The organism is Micromonospora sp. NPDC004336, from assembly GCF_053602615.1.
In genome coordinates, this window is record NZ_JBSGDY010000001.1 from 66,098 (window position 1) to 84,309 (window position 18,212).

Genomic DNA, 18,212 nt, shown 5'->3' on the forward strand with positions numbered 1-18,212 from the left:
CCACGAAACGCCGAAACCATGCCCGGGTACTGTGCGGGATCGCCGGGAGCCCCCAAGCTGGAGAGGTGTCGACTGTGCGTACCAGATCAGGACCGCGCGTCGCGGTGACGGCCGCGCTGGCCGCGGCGCTGGCGCTCGGCGCGGCCGGCTGCGTCCCCGCCGACGAGCCCGACGCCCCGCCGAGCGGCAGCGGCAGCGGCGGCAACGCCGCGCAGAAGCTGGCCCAGCTCACCGTCGCCAACGCGGGGTCGATGAAGGGCTACAGCCGGGAGCGTTTCCCGCACTGGCGGGACACCGGCAAGAACTGCGACGTGCGGGACAGCGTGCTGAAGCGCGACGGGGAGGACATCAGGTTCTCCGGCTGCAACGTGGTGGGCGGCCGGTGGGAGAGCGTGTACGACGACCGCGCCCTGACCGACCCGTCCGACGTGGACATCGACCACATGGTGCCGCTGGCCAACGCGTGGCGCTCCGGCGCCGACGAGTGGGACGACGCCAAGCGGGGCGACTTCGCCAACGACATGGACCGGCCGCAGCTCATCGCGGTTTCCAAGTCCTCCAACCGGGCAAAGGGTGATCAGGACCCGTCCCAGTGGAAGCCGGCGAACCGGTCGTTCTGGTGCAAGTACGCCGAGAACTGGGTGACGGTCAAGCACCACTGGCGGCTCACGGTGACCAATGCCGAGAAGGCCGCCCTGACCGACATGTTGGAGGGCTGCACATGGGCGAGCAAGCCGTGACCGGGGCCGGGGCGACCCCCGCCCCGGAGCAGACGCCGGACGCCGCCGGGGCGGACGCGGCGGCCGCCACCGGCGACGCGCCGACCGAACCGACCACCCCGGAAACGACCGCCGGACCGACCACGCCCGGACCGACGACGACCGGGACGGCGGCGGGACCGACCACGGCCGGGATGACGGCCGACGGCGCGCCCGGCGCGCGGGACGCGGTGCCGGGAGCCGGGATGGCCGCCGACGCCGGCGGCACGTCGACCGCCGCGCAGGAGCGCACGGCGGACATCGTGCCCGGGCCGGGCGGGGTGATGACCGACGAGGTCGGCGTGGTCACCGGCGAACTGACCCTGCGCACCGGCTACGCCGACGGCCAGGTCACGCTGTCGGTGCAGTACAGGGACGCCGACGAGTGGTACGCGGTGACCGGCGGCAGGGCCGCGCTGGCCGACCCGGCCGGGCTGGACGCGGTGCACGGCATCGCGGTCGCCCTGCTGCACCGTCCCGAGGGCTGACGACGCCGGGCCTCCAGGGCGGACGACGCCTCGTCCTTCAGGGCGATCGACGCCCTGGCTCACAGGGCGGACGACGCACGTCCTCCCAGGGCTGGCGGCGGCGCGGACGCGACCCGGTCGAGACGGGGCCGCGTCCGCGCCGCCGGATCAGACGTACGAGCCCGGCTCGCTGGGGGCGGAGACGGTGTGCGGCTCCTCGCCCTCGTCCATCGGCCGGGTGATCTGCACGCTCACCTTGTGCGGACGCAACTCGCCGCTGGCGATCGGCTCCGCGAAGTGGCAGGCGACCCGGCTGCCGCCGATCTCCCGCAGCGCGGGCCGCTCGTCGGCGCAGCGGGTCGGCTGCGCCCAGGGGCAGCGGGTGTGGAACCGGCAGCCCGACGGCGGGTTGGCCGGCGAGGGCAGGTCGCCGGCGAGCAGGATGCGCTCCCGCCGGTCCTCCACGTCCGGGTCGGGCACCGGCACCGCCGACATCAGCGCCCGGGTGTACGGGTGCAGCGGCTCCGTGTAGAGCCGGTCGCTGGGCGCCTCCTCGACGAGCGCGCCGAGGTACATCACGCCGACGGTGTCGGAGATGTGCCGCACCACCGCGAGGTCGTGCGCGATCACCAGGTAGGTCAGGCCGAGGCTGTCCTGGAGCTCGTCGAGCAGGTTGACCACCTGGGCCTGGATCGACACGTCGAGCGCGGAGACCGGCTCGTCGGCGACGATCAGGTCAGGGCCGAGCACCAGCGCCCGGGCGATGCCGATGCGCTGCCGCTGCCCGCCCGAGAACTCGTGCGGGTAGCGGGAGAGCGCCCAGCGGGGCAGGCCCACCGCGTCCAGCGTCTCGCCGATGATCCGCCGCCGCTCGTCGCGGTTGCCGCCGATGCCGTGGGTCTGCAACCCCTCGGTGAGGATCGACTCGACGTTCTGCCGGGGGTCCAGGCTCGACATCGGATCCTGGAAGATCATCTGCATCCGGCGGCGCATCGAGCGCAGCTTGCCCGCCGGCAGCTTCGTCAGCTCGACGCCGTCGAACTCCACCTGGCCGCTGGTGGGCGGGGTGAGCTGGAGCAGCGCCCGGCCGAGCGTGGACTTGCCACACCCGGACTCGCCGACCAGGCCGTACGTCTTGCCGCGCGCGATGCGCAGGTCGACGCCGTCGACCGCCTTGACGTGCCCGATCGTCCGGTCGAGGATGACCCCCCGCCGGATCGGGAAGTGCACCTTCAGGTCGCGGACCTCGACGAGGATGTCGCTCTCGGTCACGGCTTCTCCTCCTCGCGCGGGGCGGGCACCGGGCCCGGGGTCGTCTCCGCCACCGGGGCCTCGGCGGCCGGGGCCTCGGCGGCCGGGGCCTCCGCCGCTGGGGTTTCCGCCACCGGGACCTCGGTGGCCGGGGCCTCCGCCACCATGACCTCCGCGGCCTGAGTCTCCGCCGCCGGGGCCTCCGCGGCCGGGGCGGTGGCCGGCGTCGCTGCCGGGACGGTGGCCGGGGCGGCGGCGGCCGGCACGACGCCGGGCAGCGGGGCCGGGTTGACGCAGCGGTAGCTGCGCCCGTCGTGGGCGAGCACCAGCGCGGGCGGCTCCCCCACGCACTCGTCGACCTGCCGGGCGCAGCGCGGCGCGAAGGCGCAGCCGTCCGGCCAGGGCAGCAGGTCGCGGACCGAGCCGGGGATCGGGTTCAGCCGCTCGCCGCGCCCCGCGTCCAGGCGGGGCACCGAGCCGAGCAGCCCCACGGTGTACGGGTGCCGCGGCTCGCGGAACAGCGGACGGCGGCGGGCCGTCTCCACCACCCGGCCGGCGTAGAGCACATTGATGCTGTCGCACATGCCGGCCACCACGCCCAGGTCGTGCGTGATCATGACCAGCGCGGTGCCGGAGTCGCGGACCAGCTCCTTGAGCAGCTCCAGGATCTGCGCCTGGATCGTGACGTCCAGCGCCGTGGTCGGCTCGTCGGCGATCAGCAGCCGAGGCTTGCAGGCGACCGCCATCGCGATGAGGGCACGCTGCCGCATGCCGCCGGAGAGCTGGTGCGGGTACTCCTTCAACCGCCGCTTCGGGTCGGGGATGCCGACCCGGTCCAGCAGCGCCGCCGCCTCCTTCTCGGCCGCCGCGCCCTTCATCCCCCGGTGCCGCGTGAGCACCTCGGTCACCTGCAGCCCGATCGGAATGACCGGGTTCAGGGAGGAGAGCGGGTCCTGGAAGATCATCGCGACGTCCCGGCCCCGGATGTCCCGCCGGGACCGGTCGTCGAGCTGGAGCAGGTCGGTGCCGTCGAAGACCGCCTTGCCCCCGACGCGCAGGCCCGGCTGCTTCGGCAGCAGGCCCATGATCGCCAGGGAGGTGACGCTCTTGCCGCAGCCGGACTCGCCGACCAGGCCGACCACCTCGCCGGCGTCGACGGAGAACGAGACCCCGTCGACGGCGTGCACGGCGCGCTGACCGCGCCGGGCGAACGTGACCGAGAGGTCGTCCACTTCGAGCAGTGCCATCATCGACCTTCCGTTCGCGACTGCGGGGCTCGCAAGCTCACTCCTCGCGCCTCACACAGCCGACCTTCCGCTCGCGACTGCGGGGCTCGCAAGCTCACTCCTCGCGCTTCACACAGCCGACCTTCCGCTCGCGACTGCGGGGCTCGCAAGCTCACTCCTCGCGCTTCACACATCGCGCCTACTTCCGCAGCTTCGGGTCGAGAGCCTCGCGCATCGCCTCACCGAGCAGGGTGAAGCCGAGCGCGGTGATGATGATCGCGACCGCCGGATAGATGGCCAGCGCCGGCCGGATCCCCAGGTACTGCTGCGCGTCGGCGAGCATCACACCCCACTCGGGCACGGCCGTGTCGGGGTTGCCCAGGCCGAGGAACGAGAGCGCGGCGGCCTCGATGATCGCCGTCGCCAGGGTCAGGGTGGCCTGCACGATCACCGGGGCGAGCGAGTTCGGCACCACGTGGGTGATCGCGATCTTCGACTTCTTCACGCCCAGCGAGGTCGCGGCCAGCACGTAGTCGCTGTTGGCCTGGGAGATCATCGAGCCGCGCAGCAGCCGGGCGAAGACCGGCACGGAGACCACGCCGACGGCGATCATCACGGTGGCCAGGCTCGCCCCGAGCAGGGCGGCGATGCTCACCGCCAGCAGCAGGCTGGGCAGCGCCAGCATCATGTCGATGACGCGCATGAGCGCGGTGTCGATCGTCCGGCCCCACCGGCCGCCGAGCCCGGCCGCCGCGCCGGCGACCCCGCCGATCAACGCGCCGACCGCCAGACCGATCAGCGTGGAGACCACGCCGACCAGCAGCGTCTGCCGGGCGCCGACGACCATCCGGCTGAACACGTCGCGGCCCTGGTGGTCGTAGCCGAACCAGTGGTCGCCGGACGAACCCGGGATGAGCCCCTGGCCCGACTTCACCACGCCCTCGCGGATCCCGATCGTGTCCGTCGGCCCGTACGGGACGAAGAACGGGCCGAAGACCGCGACCAGGACGAAGAGCACCAGGATGACCGCGCCGATGATCGCGGCGGGGTTGCGCCGCAGCCGGCGGAACGCCTCCTGCCAGAGGCTGACGCCGCGCTCGTCGTCGCGGGCGGCCAGCTCGGAGAGCCGGTCGATCCTCTCCTTCTTCTTGCCACTGGTGATCGTCATCGAACCCTCACCCTCGGGTCGATCAAGCTGTAGGAGAGGTCGACCAGGAGGTTCACCAGCACGTACACCACCGCGATGATCATGATGAAGCCCATCAGCACCGGGTAGTCCCGCTGGCCGATGGCGTCGTAGATGAACGCTCCGATGCCGCTGAAGGCGAAGACGGTCTCGGTCAACACCGCGCCGGAGAGCAGGCCGCCGGTGAGCAGGCCGATCGAGGTGACCACCGGCAGCATCGCGTTGCGCAGGACGTGCCGGCGGCGGACGGTCGACTCGGTGAGGCCCTTCGCCTCGGCGGTACGGACGAAGTCCTCGTTGAGCACCTCGAGCACGCTGGCCCGGGTGATCCGGACGATGATCGCCAGGGGGATGCTGGCCAGCGCGACACCCGGCAGCACGAGGTGCCAGAGCGCGTCGGCGGCGGCGTCCCACTCCCGGGTCATCAGGCCGTCGAGGACGAAGAAGTTGGTGATCCGGGTCGCGCCGAGCGTCGGGTCCTGCCGGCCGCTGGAGGGGAACCAGCCGAGGTTCTCCGAGAAGATCGCCTTGAGCACGTAGGCCAGGAAGAAGACGGGGATGCAGATGCCGATCAGCGAGCCGCCGACCGAGGCGTGGTCGAGCAGTCGGCCACGACGTCGGGCGGCCAGGTAGCCGAGGGGGATACCGAGCCCGATCGCGATCGCCAGCGCCATGACGGTCAGCTCGACGGTGCCCGGGAAGCGCTCCAGGAACTCCGTGGTGACCGCGCGCTTGGTGGAGGTCGAGGTGCCGAGGTCGAGGCGGAGCAGCCGCCGCACGAACCGGCCGTACTGCACCAGGATCGGCTCGTCGAGGCCCATGTTGCGCCGGATCGCGGCGCGCATCTCGGGCGTCCCGCGCTCGCCGAGGATGGCGGTCTCGGGACCGCCGGGCAGTCGACGGAGCCAGATGAAGAGCAGGAGGGAGAGCCCGAACAGCGTGGGTATGAGCTGGAGCAGGCGTCTGACGATGAACCGGAACACGGTGGCCTCGAAAGGGGTACGGAGGGTCGCGGGCGGACGCTGCCGAAACAGCGCCCGCCCGCGGTCCTTGCGTCAGGTCAGGACTTGAACTCGGCGGTGGAGAACCGCTCGTCGGTGAGCGGGCTCGCCTTGACCCCGGTCACGTCCTTGCCGAACACGATCGCCGGCGGCGAGTGCGACACCGGGACACCCGGCAGGAAGTCCATGATGGCCTTGTTCAGGGCCTTGTACTTCTCCACCCGGGCCGCCGGGTCGGCGGTGGTGTCCGCGTCCTTGAACTGGTCGAACAGGGCCTTGTTGGTGAAGCCCCACTCGTCCTTCGGCCGGTCGAACATGGTGCCGATGAAGTTGTAGCCGTCGCCGTAGTCACCGGTCCAGCCGAGGAAGTGGATGTCGTGCTTGTTGCCGGAGGTGGTGGCGTTCAGGTAGTCCGGGCTCCACTTGAGCGGGATGGCCTGGACGTTGATGCCGACCGCCTTCAGGTCCGCCGAGAGCAGCTCGAAGATGTCCTTCGGGTTCGGCATGTACGGCCGGGTGACCTCGGTCGGGTAGTGGAACCGCAGGGTCAGGTTCGACGCGCCGGCCTCGGCCAGCAGCTGCTTGGCCTTCTCCGGGTTGTAGTCGTACTTGGTGACCTCGCCGTTCCAGCCCTCGACGGTGTCCGGCATGAAGTTGTCGGCGACCTTGGCGCCCGGGGGCAGCTTCGAGTCGACCAGCGCCTGCCGGTTCAGGGCGTGCGCGATGGCCTGACGGACCTTCACGTCGGCGAGCTTCGGGTTCCCCTTCTGGTTGATGGCCAGGTAGAGGATGTTGAACGCCGGGCGGGTCAGGACGTTGAAGCCCTCGCCCTTCAGCGGCTCGACGTCGGCCGGGCCGACCAGGTCGTACCCCTGGATGTCGCCGGAGCGCAGCGCCTGCTTGCGCGCGTTCTCGTCCGAGATGGTCTTGTAGATGAGGGTCTTCAGCTTGGCCTTCTGGCCGGCGTAGTCCTCGTTACGCTCGATGGTGAGCGTCTTGTTGGCCACGTCCCAGGACTTGAACTTGAACGGGCCGGTGCCGGTCGGGTGCTCCATGGCGTACGCCGGGTACTTGATGTCCTCGGCGGTGCCGCCCACGTTGCTGGCGTCGTACTTCTCCAGCGCGGTCGGGCTGTGGATCGAGAACGACGGCAGCATCAGCGCGGCCGGGATCTTGCTGGACACCCGGGTGAAGGCCAGGTCGACCGTGGTGGCGTCCTTGGCCGTGCAGGACTTGAAGAGGCTCGGCGGCAGGTCCGCGTTCTCGTTCTTGGCGAAGCCGCCCATGACGTCCTGCCAGTACGGCGTCACGTCCGGGCTCTGCATGAGCCCCTTGGCGTTGTACCAGCGGTCGAAGTTCTTGCAGACCGCCTCGGCGTTGAAGTCGGTGCCGTCGTGGAACTTCACGCCGGAACGCAGCTTGAAGGTCCACGTCGTGCCGGCGGCGTCCGGGGTCCAGGACTCGGCCAGGCCGGGGGTGACCTTGGTGCCACCCTCCTCCGGACGGACCAGCGTCTCGAAGACCTGACGCGCGACACGCAGCGACTCACCGTCGCTGGCGAAGCTCGGGTCGAGGACCTTCGGGTCTCCGGCTACGCCGAAGACCAGGGTGTCCTTCTTGCTACCGCCGGAACTGTCATCGCGGTCGCTCTCGGCGCAGCCTGCTACCGCGAGGGCCGCGACCGCGACGGCCGCGAGAGCGACCTTCGGCCTGGATGCACGCATGGGTGCTTCACCTCGTCCTTGGGGTTACGGACAACGTGGTGACAGGGGTCACCGATGGCCGTGACCTTAGCCCTCGTTCGGACCGCCGGGAAACCGTCGTCGGAGCGGTTGGTACCGGATCGTGTCTTAACCGATGCGCACCGCCCGCGAGGCCGCGCCGGACCGCTATCAAAGGGGGCAGATGCCCGGTTTGACCGATGCAAACTTGTTACATCGATCGACGCCCGCTCCGCCCACATGTCAGAACCCACAGTGGACGACGAGGCGCGTCCGACGATGGCCGGCACCGGGAATCCGGCGCCGGCCATCGTCGCCGGATCTGCCGCCCCGGCGGCCGAATCAGCCGATACTGCCGACGGGCCGAACGCCGCCGCTGCCGGGCCGTACGCCGCCGCTGCTGCCGCTGCCGGGCGGGCGGGCAAGGCCGCCAGCTCGAAACGACGGCCGTCGCCACCGCCGGACGCAGCCGGTCAGCTCAGGTCGGCGCAGCGGGCGGGCCAGGTCGAGGCAGCGACCGATAAGACGGCGCGGCGGTCGGGTCAGACGGCGCGGCGGCCCTCGAAAGCCCGGCCGAGGGTGATCTCGTCGGCGTACTCCAGGTCGCCGCCGACCGGCAGGCCGCTCGCCAGCCGGGTCACCGCGATGCCCATCGGCTTGACCATCAACGCCAGGTAGGTGGCGGTGGCCTCGCCCTCGGTGTTCGGATCGGTGGCGAGGATCAGCTCGCGTACGGCGCCGCCACCGAGCCGGGTCATCAGCTCGCGGATGCGCAGGTTGTCGGGCCCGATCCCCTCCAGCGGGTTGATCGCGCCGCCGAGCACGTGGTAGCGACCCCGGAACTCACCGGTCCGCTCGATCGCGACCACATCCTTCGGCTCCTCGACCACGCAGAGCACCTCGTCGGTGCGGCGCGGGTCGCGGCAGATCCGGCACTGGTCGGACTCGGCCACGTTGTAGCAGGTGGTGCAGAACCGCACCAGCTCCTTGACCTTGCGCAACGCGCCCGCCAGCCGGTTGACGTCGGCCGGATCAGCCGACAGCACGTGGAAGGCGATCCGCTGGGCGCTCTTCGGGCCGACGCCCGGCAGCCGCCCCAGCTCGTCGATCAGGTCCTGGATGGCACCCTCGTACATCTGCCGCTCAGAAACCGGGCAGGCCGAGGCCGCCCATGCCGCCGGTGACCGGGCCCATCTTCTTCTCGGTCAGCTCCCGGGCCGCCTCGGCGGCGTTGTGCATGGCCGCGACGACGAGATCCTCCAGGGTCTCCACGTCGTCCGGGTCGACAGCCTTCGGGTCGATCTTGATCGCCTTGAGCTCCCCGGTGCCGGCGACGGTCGCGGTCACCAGGCCGCCACCGGCGGTGCCGGTCAGCTCCGCCTCGGCGAGCTCGGCCTGGGCCTTGGCGATCTGCTGCTGCATCTTCTGCGCCTGCTTCAGCATCTGCTGCATGTTCGGCTGTCCACCTGGGCGCACGGGATGGCTCCTTCTCGCACTCGTCTGCTCGGCCGCCGCTCAGCCTATCCGCTCCGAGCGCCCCCGCCCGCCCCGGTGCATCCCCGCGCGGCAGCCCGCACACCACCGTCATCGAGGGGTACGAGGACGCGTCGACGCCACCGTGCCGCCGCGCCTCCCTGGCAGTGCTCCCACTGGGTCCTCACGCCGACCCGGTCACCGGGCGACGGCCAGCCGGCAGCGCACGACGGTCGGCGGTCGAGATCTTGGTAGGGAATGGCCCCCAGAGGGGCCGTTTCCTACCAAGATCTCGCTGCGTACCCGGCGTGCACCAGCAGCTTCAGGCGCGCGGTCCCGTCGCCAGCCGCGGTCGGCGAGCGTCGGATCCGGGCGGCGCGTCTACCGGGCGTCCACCTCGTCGATCTTCTCCGCGCCGAAGGCCTCGCGCAGCAGCCGTACCGCCTGCTCCTCGCTGGACTCCCGCGCGGTCCGCTCGTCGAGCACCTCGTCCAGCGGCTCGTCGCCGGGGTCGAAGCCCTCGTAGGTCGGGCTCGCCGTCGGTGCCCCGCCGGGACGCCCCGCTCCACCGCGCACCGGCCCGTCGAAGTCGGGGTCGTACGGTGGCTCGCCGGCCCACTCGGCGTCCGCCGTCTTCCGGGCCGCCTGGGCCGGACGCGGGCCGCGCCCCGCCGCAGCCGCCCGCGCCGCCGCGATCGCGCTGCTCACCGGCGGACCGGCGGACGCGGCCTGCGGCGGCGTCGCCGAGGGACCGGCCGGTTTCGGTACGGCGACCGCCGACCCGCCGCCCGTGACAGCGGCTGTCGCCGGACCGCCGCCGATAGGAGCGCCGCCCACCGGAGCGCCACCCGCCGAAGCGCCGCCCGCGGAGGCGCCGCCCCCCGAAGCGCCGCCCGTCGGCCTGATACCCGTCGGAGCAGTGCCGGTCAAAGCGGTGCCGGTCGGACCGGTGGTCGACGTCGGGTTGGTGGCCGACGCGCCGCCCGGCCGAGCCGGTTCCGGCCAGTCGTCGCCGCCCGCCGCCGTACCGCCCGGGCGGGCCGGCTCCGGCCAGTCCTCGCCCCCGCCGGCCGTGCCGCCGGGTCGCGCCGGCTCGGGCCAGTCCTCGGCGTCGGCGGCGGGAGCACCTCCGCCCCGCACCGCGCCTGCACCGGGACCGGCCGCCTCGCCCGCCCCGCCCGGCCCACGGAGTCCACCGGCCGCGCCACGGGGCCCGCCGACCGTGCCATCGGGCCCACCGCCGGCGCCCTTCGGCCCGGCGGACGTTCCGCCGCCCACGCCGCCGTGGGCGGGGGCGGCCGGCGGCGGTGCGGCGGGTCGGGCCGGAGCGGCGGTACGGGACGGGCCGCCGACCGACGCGCCGCCCCGCTCGCCGGCCACCTCGCAACGGATCTGCCAGCGGCCGCCGAACTCCTCGTAGAGCGCCTCGGCCAGCACCGAGGTGTGGTTGCCCATCATCTGCGCGAGCACCGGCGACTTGACGGTCAGCACCAGGGTGTCGCCGTCCACGTCGCGCACCACCGCGTCGCGCATCAGGGCGGCAGCCGGCTTCTTGATCCGGTTGACCTTGGCGACGATGTCCGGCCAGACGCGGCGTACCGCGACGGCGTCCAGCGCGCCGGTCGCCTGCGCGCCGGGGCGGGGCGGCTCGGGGGTCGCCGGGTCGGGCATCACCGCCGACGGCGGCACCGCCCGCCGGGGAACGCCTGCGGCAGGGTCTGCCCCGGCCGGGGCCGGAGCGGTGGGAGAGGTCGGCGCGCCCGGAGCCGCCGAGACCGGTGCGACCGGAGACGTCGGCGCACCCTCCACCCCCGGAACGCCCGCGCCAACGCCGCGCGACCCGGCACCCGGATCAGCCACCGGAACGCCCGCGCCGGCGCCGCGCGGCCCGGCACCCGGATCAGCCGCCGGAACGCCCGCGTCGACCCCGCGCGGCCCGGCACCCGGAGCGCCAGTCGGGACGCCCGCGCCGGAGGCGGTCACCCCGGTCGGGGCGTTCACCTCGGGCGACGGGGACGCGGCGGGGACGGGCTCGGGGCGTACGGCAGGGGCGGCGGCGACCGGCGCGGGGCCGGCAGCGGCCGGCGGCGCGTCGGTGCCGGCGAGGGTGAGCCGGCGCTCCATGCGTTCCAGGCGCTGGAGCAGGCCGCCGCTGGTGTCGTCGGCGCCCGGCAGCAGCATCCGGGCGCAGATCAGCTCCAGCAGCAGCCGGGGGGCGGTGGTGCCGCGCATCTCCACCAGGCCGTTGTGCACGATGTCGGCGCAGCGCGACAGGGTGGCCGGGCCGAGCCGCTGGGCCTGGGCGGCCATCCGCTCGATCTGGTCGGCCGGGCCGTCGATCAGGCCCTTGGTGGCGGCGTCCGGCACCTGCTGGAGCACGATCAGGTCGCGCAGCCGCTCCAGCAGGTCGGAGGCGAACCGGCGCGGGTCGTGCCCGGCCTCGGCCACCCGGTCGACGGTCGCGTACGCGGCCGCCCCGTCGCCGGCCGCCAGCGCGTCGCACATCTCGTCGATCAGGGCGGCGTCGGTGACGCCGAGCAGGGCCGCGGCCCGCGGGTAGGTGACGCCCTCCGGCCCGGCCCCGGCGATGAGCTGGTCGAGCACGGAGAGGCTGTCCCGGGCGCTGCCGCCGCCGGCGCGCACCACCAGCGGGAAGACCGCCGGCTCGACGGAGACCCCCTCGGCCTCGCAGAGCTGCTCCAGGTAGGGGCGGAGCACCTTCGGCGGGATCAGCCGGAACGGGTAGTGGTGCGTCCGCGACTTGATCGTGCCGAGGACCTTCTCCGGCTCGGTGGTCGCGAAGATGAACTTGACGTACTCCGGGGGCTCCTCGACCAGCTTGAGCAGGGCGTTGAAGCCGGCCGACGAGACCATGTGCGCCTCGTCGATGACATAGATCTTGAAGCGGCTCTTGGCCGGCGCGAAGAACGCCTTCTCGCGCAGCTCGCGGGCGTCGTCGACGCCACCGTGGCTGGCGGCGTCGATCTCCAGCACGTCGATCGAGCCGCCGTCGGTGGCCAGCTCGCGGCACGACTCGCACTGCCCGCACGGCTCCGGGGTGGGACCCTGCTCACAGTTGAGCGAGCGGGCCAGGATCCGGGCGCTGGAGGTCTTGCCGCAGCCGCGTGGGCCGGAGAAGAGATAGGCGTGGTTGAGCCGCCCGCTGCGCAACGCCTGCGACAGCGGCTCGGTGACGTGCTCCTGCCCGATGACCTCGGCGAAGGTGCGTGGCCGGTACTTGCGGTAGAGCGCCAGTGCCACCCGTCCCGCCTCCTCTCGACCGAGCCATTCTGCGCCGGTCAGCCGCGGGTGACCACCCACCCCGCCGGTGACCTGACCCGCAGGGACGTTACCGGCACCCGGAGACAGAAAGGCCCCCCGTGCACCCGTCAGAGCCCGCTTATCCTTGCTGCCTTCCGGCCCTGGGGAGGTTCACGAGATGCACGCCGCACGGGGGGTGCCGCCAAGCCTACCCGACCGGCGGTCGATCTTCAGGGGGTGGTGGGGTGGCCGACCCGTCGGGGACCTGTATCCTCGTCTGCGGAGGATTCGCCTAGAGGCCTAGGGCGCACGCTTGGAAAGCGTGTTGGGTTCACACCCTCACGAGTTCGAATCTCGTATCCTCCGCTCTCTTGAGCAGGAAGAACGACAGGGCCGGCCCCCACGGGGACCGGCCCTTCGTCGTACGTCCGGTCGCGCCCACCGGCCGCGTGATCTCCGACGCAGGCCGATCGACGACCGGGGCCGGAACCTTACGCTGACATCCGCATTCGACAGCGAGGTAACCGGGCGGCGGCGACCTGAGGGCGACGACCGGCCCGGGGAAAGCGCGGACACAAATGAACACGATGCTGAACGCCGCCGAGGGGCTGGCGGTGCTGGCCGCCGGAGTGGCGGCCGGAGCCATCAACGCGGTGGTGGGCTCGGGGACCCTGGTGACCTTCCCGGTCCTGCTGCCCCTGGGCTATCCGCCGGTGGTGGCTAACGTGTCGAACACGGTCGGGCTGGTGCCGGGGTCGTTCTCCGGGGCGTACGCCTATCGGCACGACCTGGCCGGGCACGGCGGGCTGCTGGCGCGGCTGGGCGTCGCCGGCGTGCTGGGCGGAGTCACGGGCGGCGTACTGCTGCTGCAACTGCCGCCGGGAGCGTTCCGGGCGATCGTGCCGGTGCTGATCGTCGCGGCGTTGGTGCTGGTGGTGGCGCAGCCGCGCCTGGCCCGGGCGCTGGCCCGCCGGCGGCAGGGCGCGGCGGACACGGCGCCGCCGCCGGCCGACGGGGAGGTCCGGCGGGTCGGGCCGCTCCTGCTCCTCGGCGTGTTCGCCACCGGGGTGTACGGCGGCTACTTCGGCGCCGCCCAGGGGGTGCTGCTGCTGGGGCTGCTCGGCGTGCTGCTCTCCACCGACCTGCGCTGGGTCAACGGGGTGAAGAACGTGCTCGCCGGCCTGGTGAACGGGGTGGCGGCGGTGCTGTTCGTCGCCCTGGGCACGGTGGCGTGGCAGCCGGCCCTGCTGATCGCGGCGGGTTCCGTGCTGGGTGGCCTGGTCGGCGGGCGGTGGGGACGCCGGCTGCCGCCGGCGGCGTTGCGCGCCGCGATCGTGGTGGTCGGGCTCGCCGCGCTGGTCAACCTGCTGGCCTGAGCCGACACGGCGCGCCGGACCGCCGGCCCCTCGTCGACGCCCGCGAGGCGGATGATCTCGGGGTCGTCCACGGGCTCAACCTCGCCCCGCGACGATCTCGACGAAGTGCGGGTTGTACATGACGCCCAGCAGGTTGCCGAACGGGTCGACCACGGTGGCGGTCACGAAGCCCGTGCCCCGGTCCTGCGGCGGCTCGTGGGCCGTGGCGCCCATGTCGAGCAGCCGCGCGTACATGCCGTGCACGTCGTCCACGTGCCAGTAGACGACGACGCCGCCGGGGCCCGACGCCGCGCCCGGGGGCCGGTAGCGGCTGTCGATCAGGCCCAGCTCGTCCTGGTCGTCGCCGAGCCGCCACTCCGCGTACCCGTCCCGCAGGAAGTACGGCTCGAAGCCGATCAGCTCGGCGTACCACCCCTTCGCGGCCTGCCAGTCCTCGGCCCAGTAGCTGACGGTGGCCATGCCGCGCATCTTCGGTGTCTCGGTCATGACCTCACGCTAGGAGTGGTTGCGGAACATCAGGTTCCTCAACCTCGGGCAGAATCGGGAAATGTTGGAGACCTCGGTACGGCTGCTGCGCCTGCTCGCCCTCCTGCAACAGCGACGGGACTGGCCCGGCCCCGACCTGGCGGCGCGGCTGGCCGTGACCACCCGCACCGTCCGCAACGACGTCGACCGGCTCCGCCAGCTCGGCTACCAGATCGACTCGACCACCGGGCCGACCGGCGGCTACCGGCTGGCCGCCGGCAACGCGATGCCGCCCCTGCTGCTCGACGACGACGAGGTGGTGGCCGTCGCGGTGGGGTTGCGGGCCGCTGCGGCGGGCACCGTCACCGGCATCGAGGACGCGTCGCTGCGGGCACTGACCAAACTGGAACGCACCCTGCCGAAGCGGCTGCGCCCGCGCGTCGACGCCCTGCGCGCCGCGACGATCTCGGCGGCCGGCGGCGGCCCCACCGTCGACGCCGACACGCTGACCACCGTCGCGGCGGCCGCGCACGGGCACGAGCGGCTGCGATTCGAGTACGCCGGCCACGGCGGGCAGGTCAGCGAACGCGACGTGGAGCCGCACAGCCTCGTCTACACCGGCCGCCGCTGGTACCTGCTCGCCTGGGACACCGACCGGCGGGACTGGCGTACGTTCCGCGCCGACCGGCTGCGCCCACTGCCGCCGACCGGGCCACGGTTCGTGCCGCGAGAGCCGCCCGGCGGCGACGCGGCGGCGCACGTGCTGCGCGGGGTCCGCTCGCTGGTCTGGCCCTACCGGGCGCGCATCCGCTTCGAGGCGCCCGCTGCGGTGATCGCCGAACGCAGCACCACCACCTCCGGCGAGATCGTCCCGCTCGACGACGCGACGTGCGAGCTGATCACCGGCACCGACTCGCTGCACGACCTGGCCACCTACCTGAGCAAGTTCGACGTCCCGTTCACCGTCCTGGACCCCCCGGAACTCCGCGACTTCCTCCACACCCTCGCCACCCGCTACCTGTCCGCCCTCCCCCACTAACCCACCTCCCCTCCCTCGCCCCTCGCCCTCCGCCCTCGCCCTCCGCCCTCGCCCCCTCCCTCGCCCTCGCCCCCTCCCTCGCCCCACCCCCGGGCCCGCCCTCGCCCCTAGCCCTTCGCCCCTCGCGATCTTGCACTTCCTGCCCCCACGAAGCGGACATAGGGCGCAAAAGCAGGGCCGAAAGTGCAAGATCGACGAGGCGGGGGCGGAGTGCGGGCGAGGCGAGGTGCGGGCGGGCGGGGCGAGATGCGGGGCGAGATGCAGGGCGGGGTGAGGGTGGGGCGGTGGTGGGTTACGGGGTTGTGGGGGGTTGGGTAGGTTTCGGGGAGCGGCGGGACCGGGATCGTCGTACACATGTTCCATCCACAGGCTGTGGACGGCGGAGGGCTCGGATGGGTTACCAGCTCAGCGCGGTCGTCGCGGACGCCGAGCTGCTCCGCGAGCAGACCGCCGGCCTCGACCACGCGGTCGTCGGCGAGCTGCGTCAGGATTTCGCGCTGCTGCCCGTCACCCCGCAACTGGTCGAGGAGCTGACCGGGGCGCTGCCCGACTTCTCGACGGTGGAGCGGTCGCCGGAGGAGCCCTTCCACGTGGTGCTCTCGCCCGTTCTCGCCGGCGTCCTGGCGGGCTGGTCCCGGGCGGGTCCGGTCGCCTACCTGGAGGCCGAGTTCTCCGGCGGCGCCGGGTACCAGTCGGCGATCGTGTGGCTCGGCGGCGGGGTGAGCTGGGGGCCGCGCGTCGACCGCCTCCTCGACGGGCCGCGGTCGGAGTGGCCGCTGAACGCCGCGCTCGCCCGGCTCGGCGCGGAGCCGGGCGCATGGATAGACCCGTTCGCCGAGCTGGGCCTGCACGTGGAGCGGAGCACCGCGGGATGGCTGTCCCACGGTCGCCGACGGCTGAGCGCCGACTACTGGGACGAGCTGGCCGAGGAGTGGGAAAACCGGCAATCTGGGGACGAGCAGCAACCTGAGCGCCCCCGCCCCGTTGGGGACTGGGGGATTCTATGAAATTGCGACAATTCGGCTTTATCGCGACGCTGCTGACGGCTGCCTCGATCGCGGGCAGTGGCGCGCACCCGTCGGGGCCCGGGCTGGACGGCCGGCCCGCCGGGTCCGTGGAGGTGGCCGACCTGAACGGGCTGCGCGACATCGAGTTCGGCGACACCGAGGACGAGCTGACCCGGCGGGGCATCCTGCGTACGGACGTCGACGCCTGCGGCCCGTCGCTCGCCGGATACGACACGACCAGCCCGATCTTCATCGACGACCGGCTGGTGCTGCTCTGGCTCGGCGACGCGACGCGCACCCCGGAGGGCGTCACCGCCGGCAGCCCGGTCGAGGAGGTCTGGAGCCGCTACCCCTCCGCCCGCGAGCTCGACGCTCCACGGGGGACGCACCGGTTCGACGGGGTGCTCGCCCGGCGGGGCGACCGCGCGTACCTCTTCCTGCACGACGGGGACGCGGTCCGCAAGATCATTGTCGGGTACGCCGACTGGGCGCAGCGCCTCTTCGAGGAGGGCCACAGCCCCTGCTGAGCGGCAGCGGCAGCAGCGGCAGGAACAGCGGCAGCAGCAGCAGCGACAGCAGGAACAGCGGCAGGAACAGCCGCGGTGGCTCGCCCGGCCGGTCCGCGGTGGGACCGACCGGGCGAGCCGCCGTTACCGGGGGCGAGCCGCCGTCACCCGGGCTCGGTCAGGCGCAGCGCCAGACGACGGCCTGGATCGTGCCCGACGCGTCGTCCGACTGGCCGCCGATCGTGCGCCCGTCGTCGCTCACCGTCGTCGCGATGGTGGACACGCCGTCCGCCCGGTCGGTCAGGCCGCGAAGCACCACCGGGGCGGCGTCGGTGACGAGCACTGCGCGCCCCTGCTTGTCCGTCCCGAGCTGCCAGCCCTGCGCGTTCACCGTGCCCGCGTAGGGCCGCATCTCGCCGAACACGCGCACCTCGCCGGTCCGGACGTTCCACCGCACGACCTGCACCCGGTGCTCCTCCGACCCCTTGCCCCCGCCCGCCGAGGGGGCCTTCGTGCCCTTCCCCGCGCGGACGACGTCGCCGGCCACCCCGGTGGCCCAGCCGTTCCGGATCGCGAAGACCCGGGCGCCCGGGTCCTGCACCCCGTCGACGCGCGGTGTCGGAAGCGCCCGGTGGGTGCCGTCGGGGAACCAGACGTACGCCTGGTCACCGCCGACGGTGCCGACCACCGTGCCGTCCTCGTCGATGTCCCTGACCGTGACCTGCGACGTGCCGTCGGGCACCGGCAGCCGGATCGGCTGCGCGGTCGCCGACGGCCAGACCAGCGCGGCGCTACCGCTGTCGTCGTCGCCCACGATGGCCCCGGCGTCGTTGATCGCGTACGCGGACCCGCGCCGCACCCCCGGCAGTTTCGACACCTTGCCGTCGCGGTACACGTACGGGACGGGGCCCGAGTCCGCCTCGTCGCCCCCGGTGTAGCTCCAGCCGACCGCCGTGCCCGTCGAGTTGACGTCCCGCAGCAACTCCTCCTGGTCGCCGGGCAGCAGCACCTTCCGGGCCTTGCCGTCGTGCCAGATGACCGCCTGGTAGCCGCCGCCCTTCGGGTACGAGCGCCCGACGACGTACCGGCCGGTGGGGTCCGCGCCGCTGACCAGGGCCATCGGCGCGCCGTCCGGGGCCGGCAGCCGTTCGAGCCGGCACCCGGTGGGCGGGGCCGCCGCCGGCGCCCGCCAGCCGGGGGTGCCCGGAATCGTGTAGGCGGGGGCGCCGGCGGTCGTCGCGGGCGCGGCGGCGGGCGCCGCGGTGGGTGACGGGGCCGGCTCGAGGACCCCGTTCACGACGGAGGCGCCGGCGACGGCGAGCGCGGTCACCGCCGCCGCGCCCGCGTAGCCCACGCCGCGCACGACCCGACGGCGGCGTCCGGCCGCGATCGCGCGCCCGATGTCCACCGTGGAGGGAGTACGCGGCTCGTCGTCGAGCGACCGCAGCAGATCGAGTTCGGATGACATCATCGGC

The 18,212-nt window shown here is 73.2% G+C and carries 15 protein-coding genes, 1 tRNA gene, 1 other RNA gene and 1 pseudogene; 7 read left to right on the top strand and 11 right to left on the bottom strand.

Going from position 1 to position 18,212, the window contains the following annotated elements:
- Positions 1 to 74: 74 nt before the first annotated feature.
- Positions 75 to 740: an HNH endonuclease family protein gene (locus ACWENR_RS00310; protein WP_452274956.1), complete on the top strand. Its 666-nt coding sequence runs from the start codon at positions 75 to 77 to the stop codon at positions 738 to 740.
- Positions 722 to 1,246, top strand: coding sequence for a hypothetical protein (locus ACWENR_RS00315; RefSeq protein ID WP_452274903.1), 525 nt, complete (start codon positions 722 to 724; stop codon positions 1,244 to 1,246). Before ACWENR_RS00310 ends, ACWENR_RS00315 begins: the two co-directional genes overlap by 19 nt.
- A 147-nt stretch (positions 1,247 to 1,393) precedes the next feature.
- On the opposite strand, the gene ACWENR_RS00320 is transcribed toward ACWENR_RS00315, so the two are convergent.
- The 9 genes and pseudogenes from ACWENR_RS00320 to ffs all read right to left on the bottom strand — a co-directional run bounded on the left by ACWENR_RS00320 (position 1,394) and on the right by ffs (position 12,543).
- On the bottom strand, positions 1,394 to 2,497 hold the full coding sequence (locus ACWENR_RS00320; RefSeq protein WP_452274904.1) for an ABC transporter ATP-binding protein: 1,104 nt from the start codon (positions 2,495 to 2,497) through the stop codon (positions 1,394 to 1,396).
- A gap of 203 nt (positions 2,498 to 2,700) precedes the next feature.
- Positions 2,701 to 3,723: pseudogene (locus ACWENR_RS00325) on the bottom strand (ABC transporter ATP-binding protein); the annotation flags it as partial.
- 178 nt (positions 3,724 to 3,901) lie between these two features.
- Positions 3,902 to 4,870 (bottom strand): ABC transporter permease, encoded by a 969-nt coding sequence (locus ACWENR_RS00330; protein ID WP_452274905.1) that lies wholly within the window; start codon positions 4,868 to 4,870, stop codon positions 3,902 to 3,904.
- Positions 4,867 to 5,871, bottom strand: coding sequence for an ABC transporter permease (locus ACWENR_RS00335; protein WP_091101233.1), 1,005 nt, complete (start codon positions 5,869 to 5,871; stop codon positions 4,867 to 4,869). Before ACWENR_RS00335 ends, ACWENR_RS00330 begins: the two co-directional genes overlap by 4 nt.
- 77 nt (positions 5,872 to 5,948) lie before the next feature.
- The gene (locus ACWENR_RS00340; protein WP_452274906.1) at positions 5,949 to 7,613 is read right to left on the bottom strand and encodes an ABC transporter substrate-binding protein; all 1,665 of its coding nucleotides are present in this window, start codon (positions 7,611 to 7,613) and stop codon (positions 5,949 to 5,951) included.
- Positions 7,614 to 8,152: 539 nt separating this feature from the next.
- Complete coding sequence (gene recR / locus ACWENR_RS00345; RefSeq protein WP_393111552.1) at positions 8,153 to 8,746, bottom strand: recombination mediator RecR; 594 nt, start codon at positions 8,744 to 8,746, stop codon at positions 8,153 to 8,155.
- 7 nt (positions 8,747 to 8,753) lie between these two features.
- Entirely contained in the window at positions 8,754 to 9,062 is a 309-nt protein-coding gene (locus tag ACWENR_RS00350) for a YbaB/EbfC family nucleoid-associated protein (RefSeq protein ID WP_452274957.1), read from the bottom strand.
- 402 nt (positions 9,063 to 9,464) lie between these two features.
- A complete protein-coding gene (locus ACWENR_RS00355) occupies positions 9,465 to 12,344 on the bottom strand; it encodes a DNA polymerase III subunit gamma and tau (protein ID WP_452274907.1) in 2,880 nt (959 codons plus the stop codon).
- A gap of 108 nt (positions 12,345 to 12,452) precedes the next feature.
- Positions 12,453 to 12,543, bottom strand: an RNA gene (gene ffs, locus ACWENR_RS00360) — signal recognition particle sRNA small type.
- An 82-nt stretch (positions 12,544 to 12,625) separates the two neighbouring features.
- On the opposite strand from ffs, the gene ACWENR_RS00365 reads away from it, so the two are divergent.
- Both ACWENR_RS00365 and ACWENR_RS00370 read left to right on the top strand, forming a co-directional pair.
- Positions 12,626 to 12,710 (top strand) — tRNA-Ser (locus ACWENR_RS00365).
- Positions 12,711 to 12,922: 212 nt separating this feature from the next.
- Positions 12,923 to 13,720: a sulfite exporter TauE/SafE family protein gene (locus ACWENR_RS00370; RefSeq protein ID WP_452274908.1), complete on the top strand. Its 798-nt coding sequence runs from the start codon at positions 12,923 to 12,925 to the stop codon at positions 13,718 to 13,720.
- 75 nt (positions 13,721 to 13,795) lie between these two features.
- Here ACWENR_RS00370 and ACWENR_RS00375 read toward each other — a convergent pair whose 3' ends face one another.
- Positions 13,796 to 14,206: a VOC family protein gene (locus tag ACWENR_RS00375; protein WP_452274909.1), complete on the bottom strand. Its 411-nt coding sequence runs from the start codon at positions 14,204 to 14,206 to the stop codon at positions 13,796 to 13,798.
- 61 nt (positions 14,207 to 14,267) lie between these two features.
- Here ACWENR_RS00375 and ACWENR_RS00380 point away from each other — a divergent pair, with 61 nt between their 5' ends.
- The 3 genes from ACWENR_RS00380 to ACWENR_RS00390 all read left to right on the top strand — a co-directional run bounded on the left by ACWENR_RS00380 (position 14,268) and on the right by ACWENR_RS00390 (position 16,758).
- On the top strand, positions 14,268 to 15,224 hold the full coding sequence (locus ACWENR_RS00380; protein WP_452274910.1) for a helix-turn-helix transcriptional regulator: 957 nt from the start codon (positions 14,268 to 14,270) through the stop codon (positions 15,222 to 15,224).
- A 392-nt stretch (positions 15,225 to 15,616) separates the two neighbouring features.
- Positions 15,617 to 16,231 carry a hypothetical protein gene (locus tag ACWENR_RS00385; RefSeq protein WP_452274911.1) on the top strand — a complete coding sequence of 205 codons (615 nt, stop codon included), beginning with the start codon at positions 15,617 to 15,619 and terminating at the stop codon, positions 16,229 to 16,231.
- A gap of 32 nt (positions 16,232 to 16,263) precedes the next feature.
- Positions 16,264 to 16,758, top strand: coding sequence for a hypothetical protein (locus ACWENR_RS00390; protein WP_452274958.1), 495 nt, complete (start codon positions 16,264 to 16,266; stop codon positions 16,756 to 16,758).
- Between the two features lie 157 nt (positions 16,759 to 16,915).
- On the opposite strand, the gene ACWENR_RS00395 is transcribed toward ACWENR_RS00390, so the two are convergent.
- Positions 16,916 to 18,205 (bottom strand): hypothetical protein, encoded by a 1,290-nt coding sequence (locus ACWENR_RS00395; RefSeq protein ID WP_452274912.1) that lies wholly within the window; start codon positions 18,203 to 18,205, stop codon positions 16,916 to 16,918.
- Positions 18,206 to 18,212: the final 7 nt, after the last annotated feature.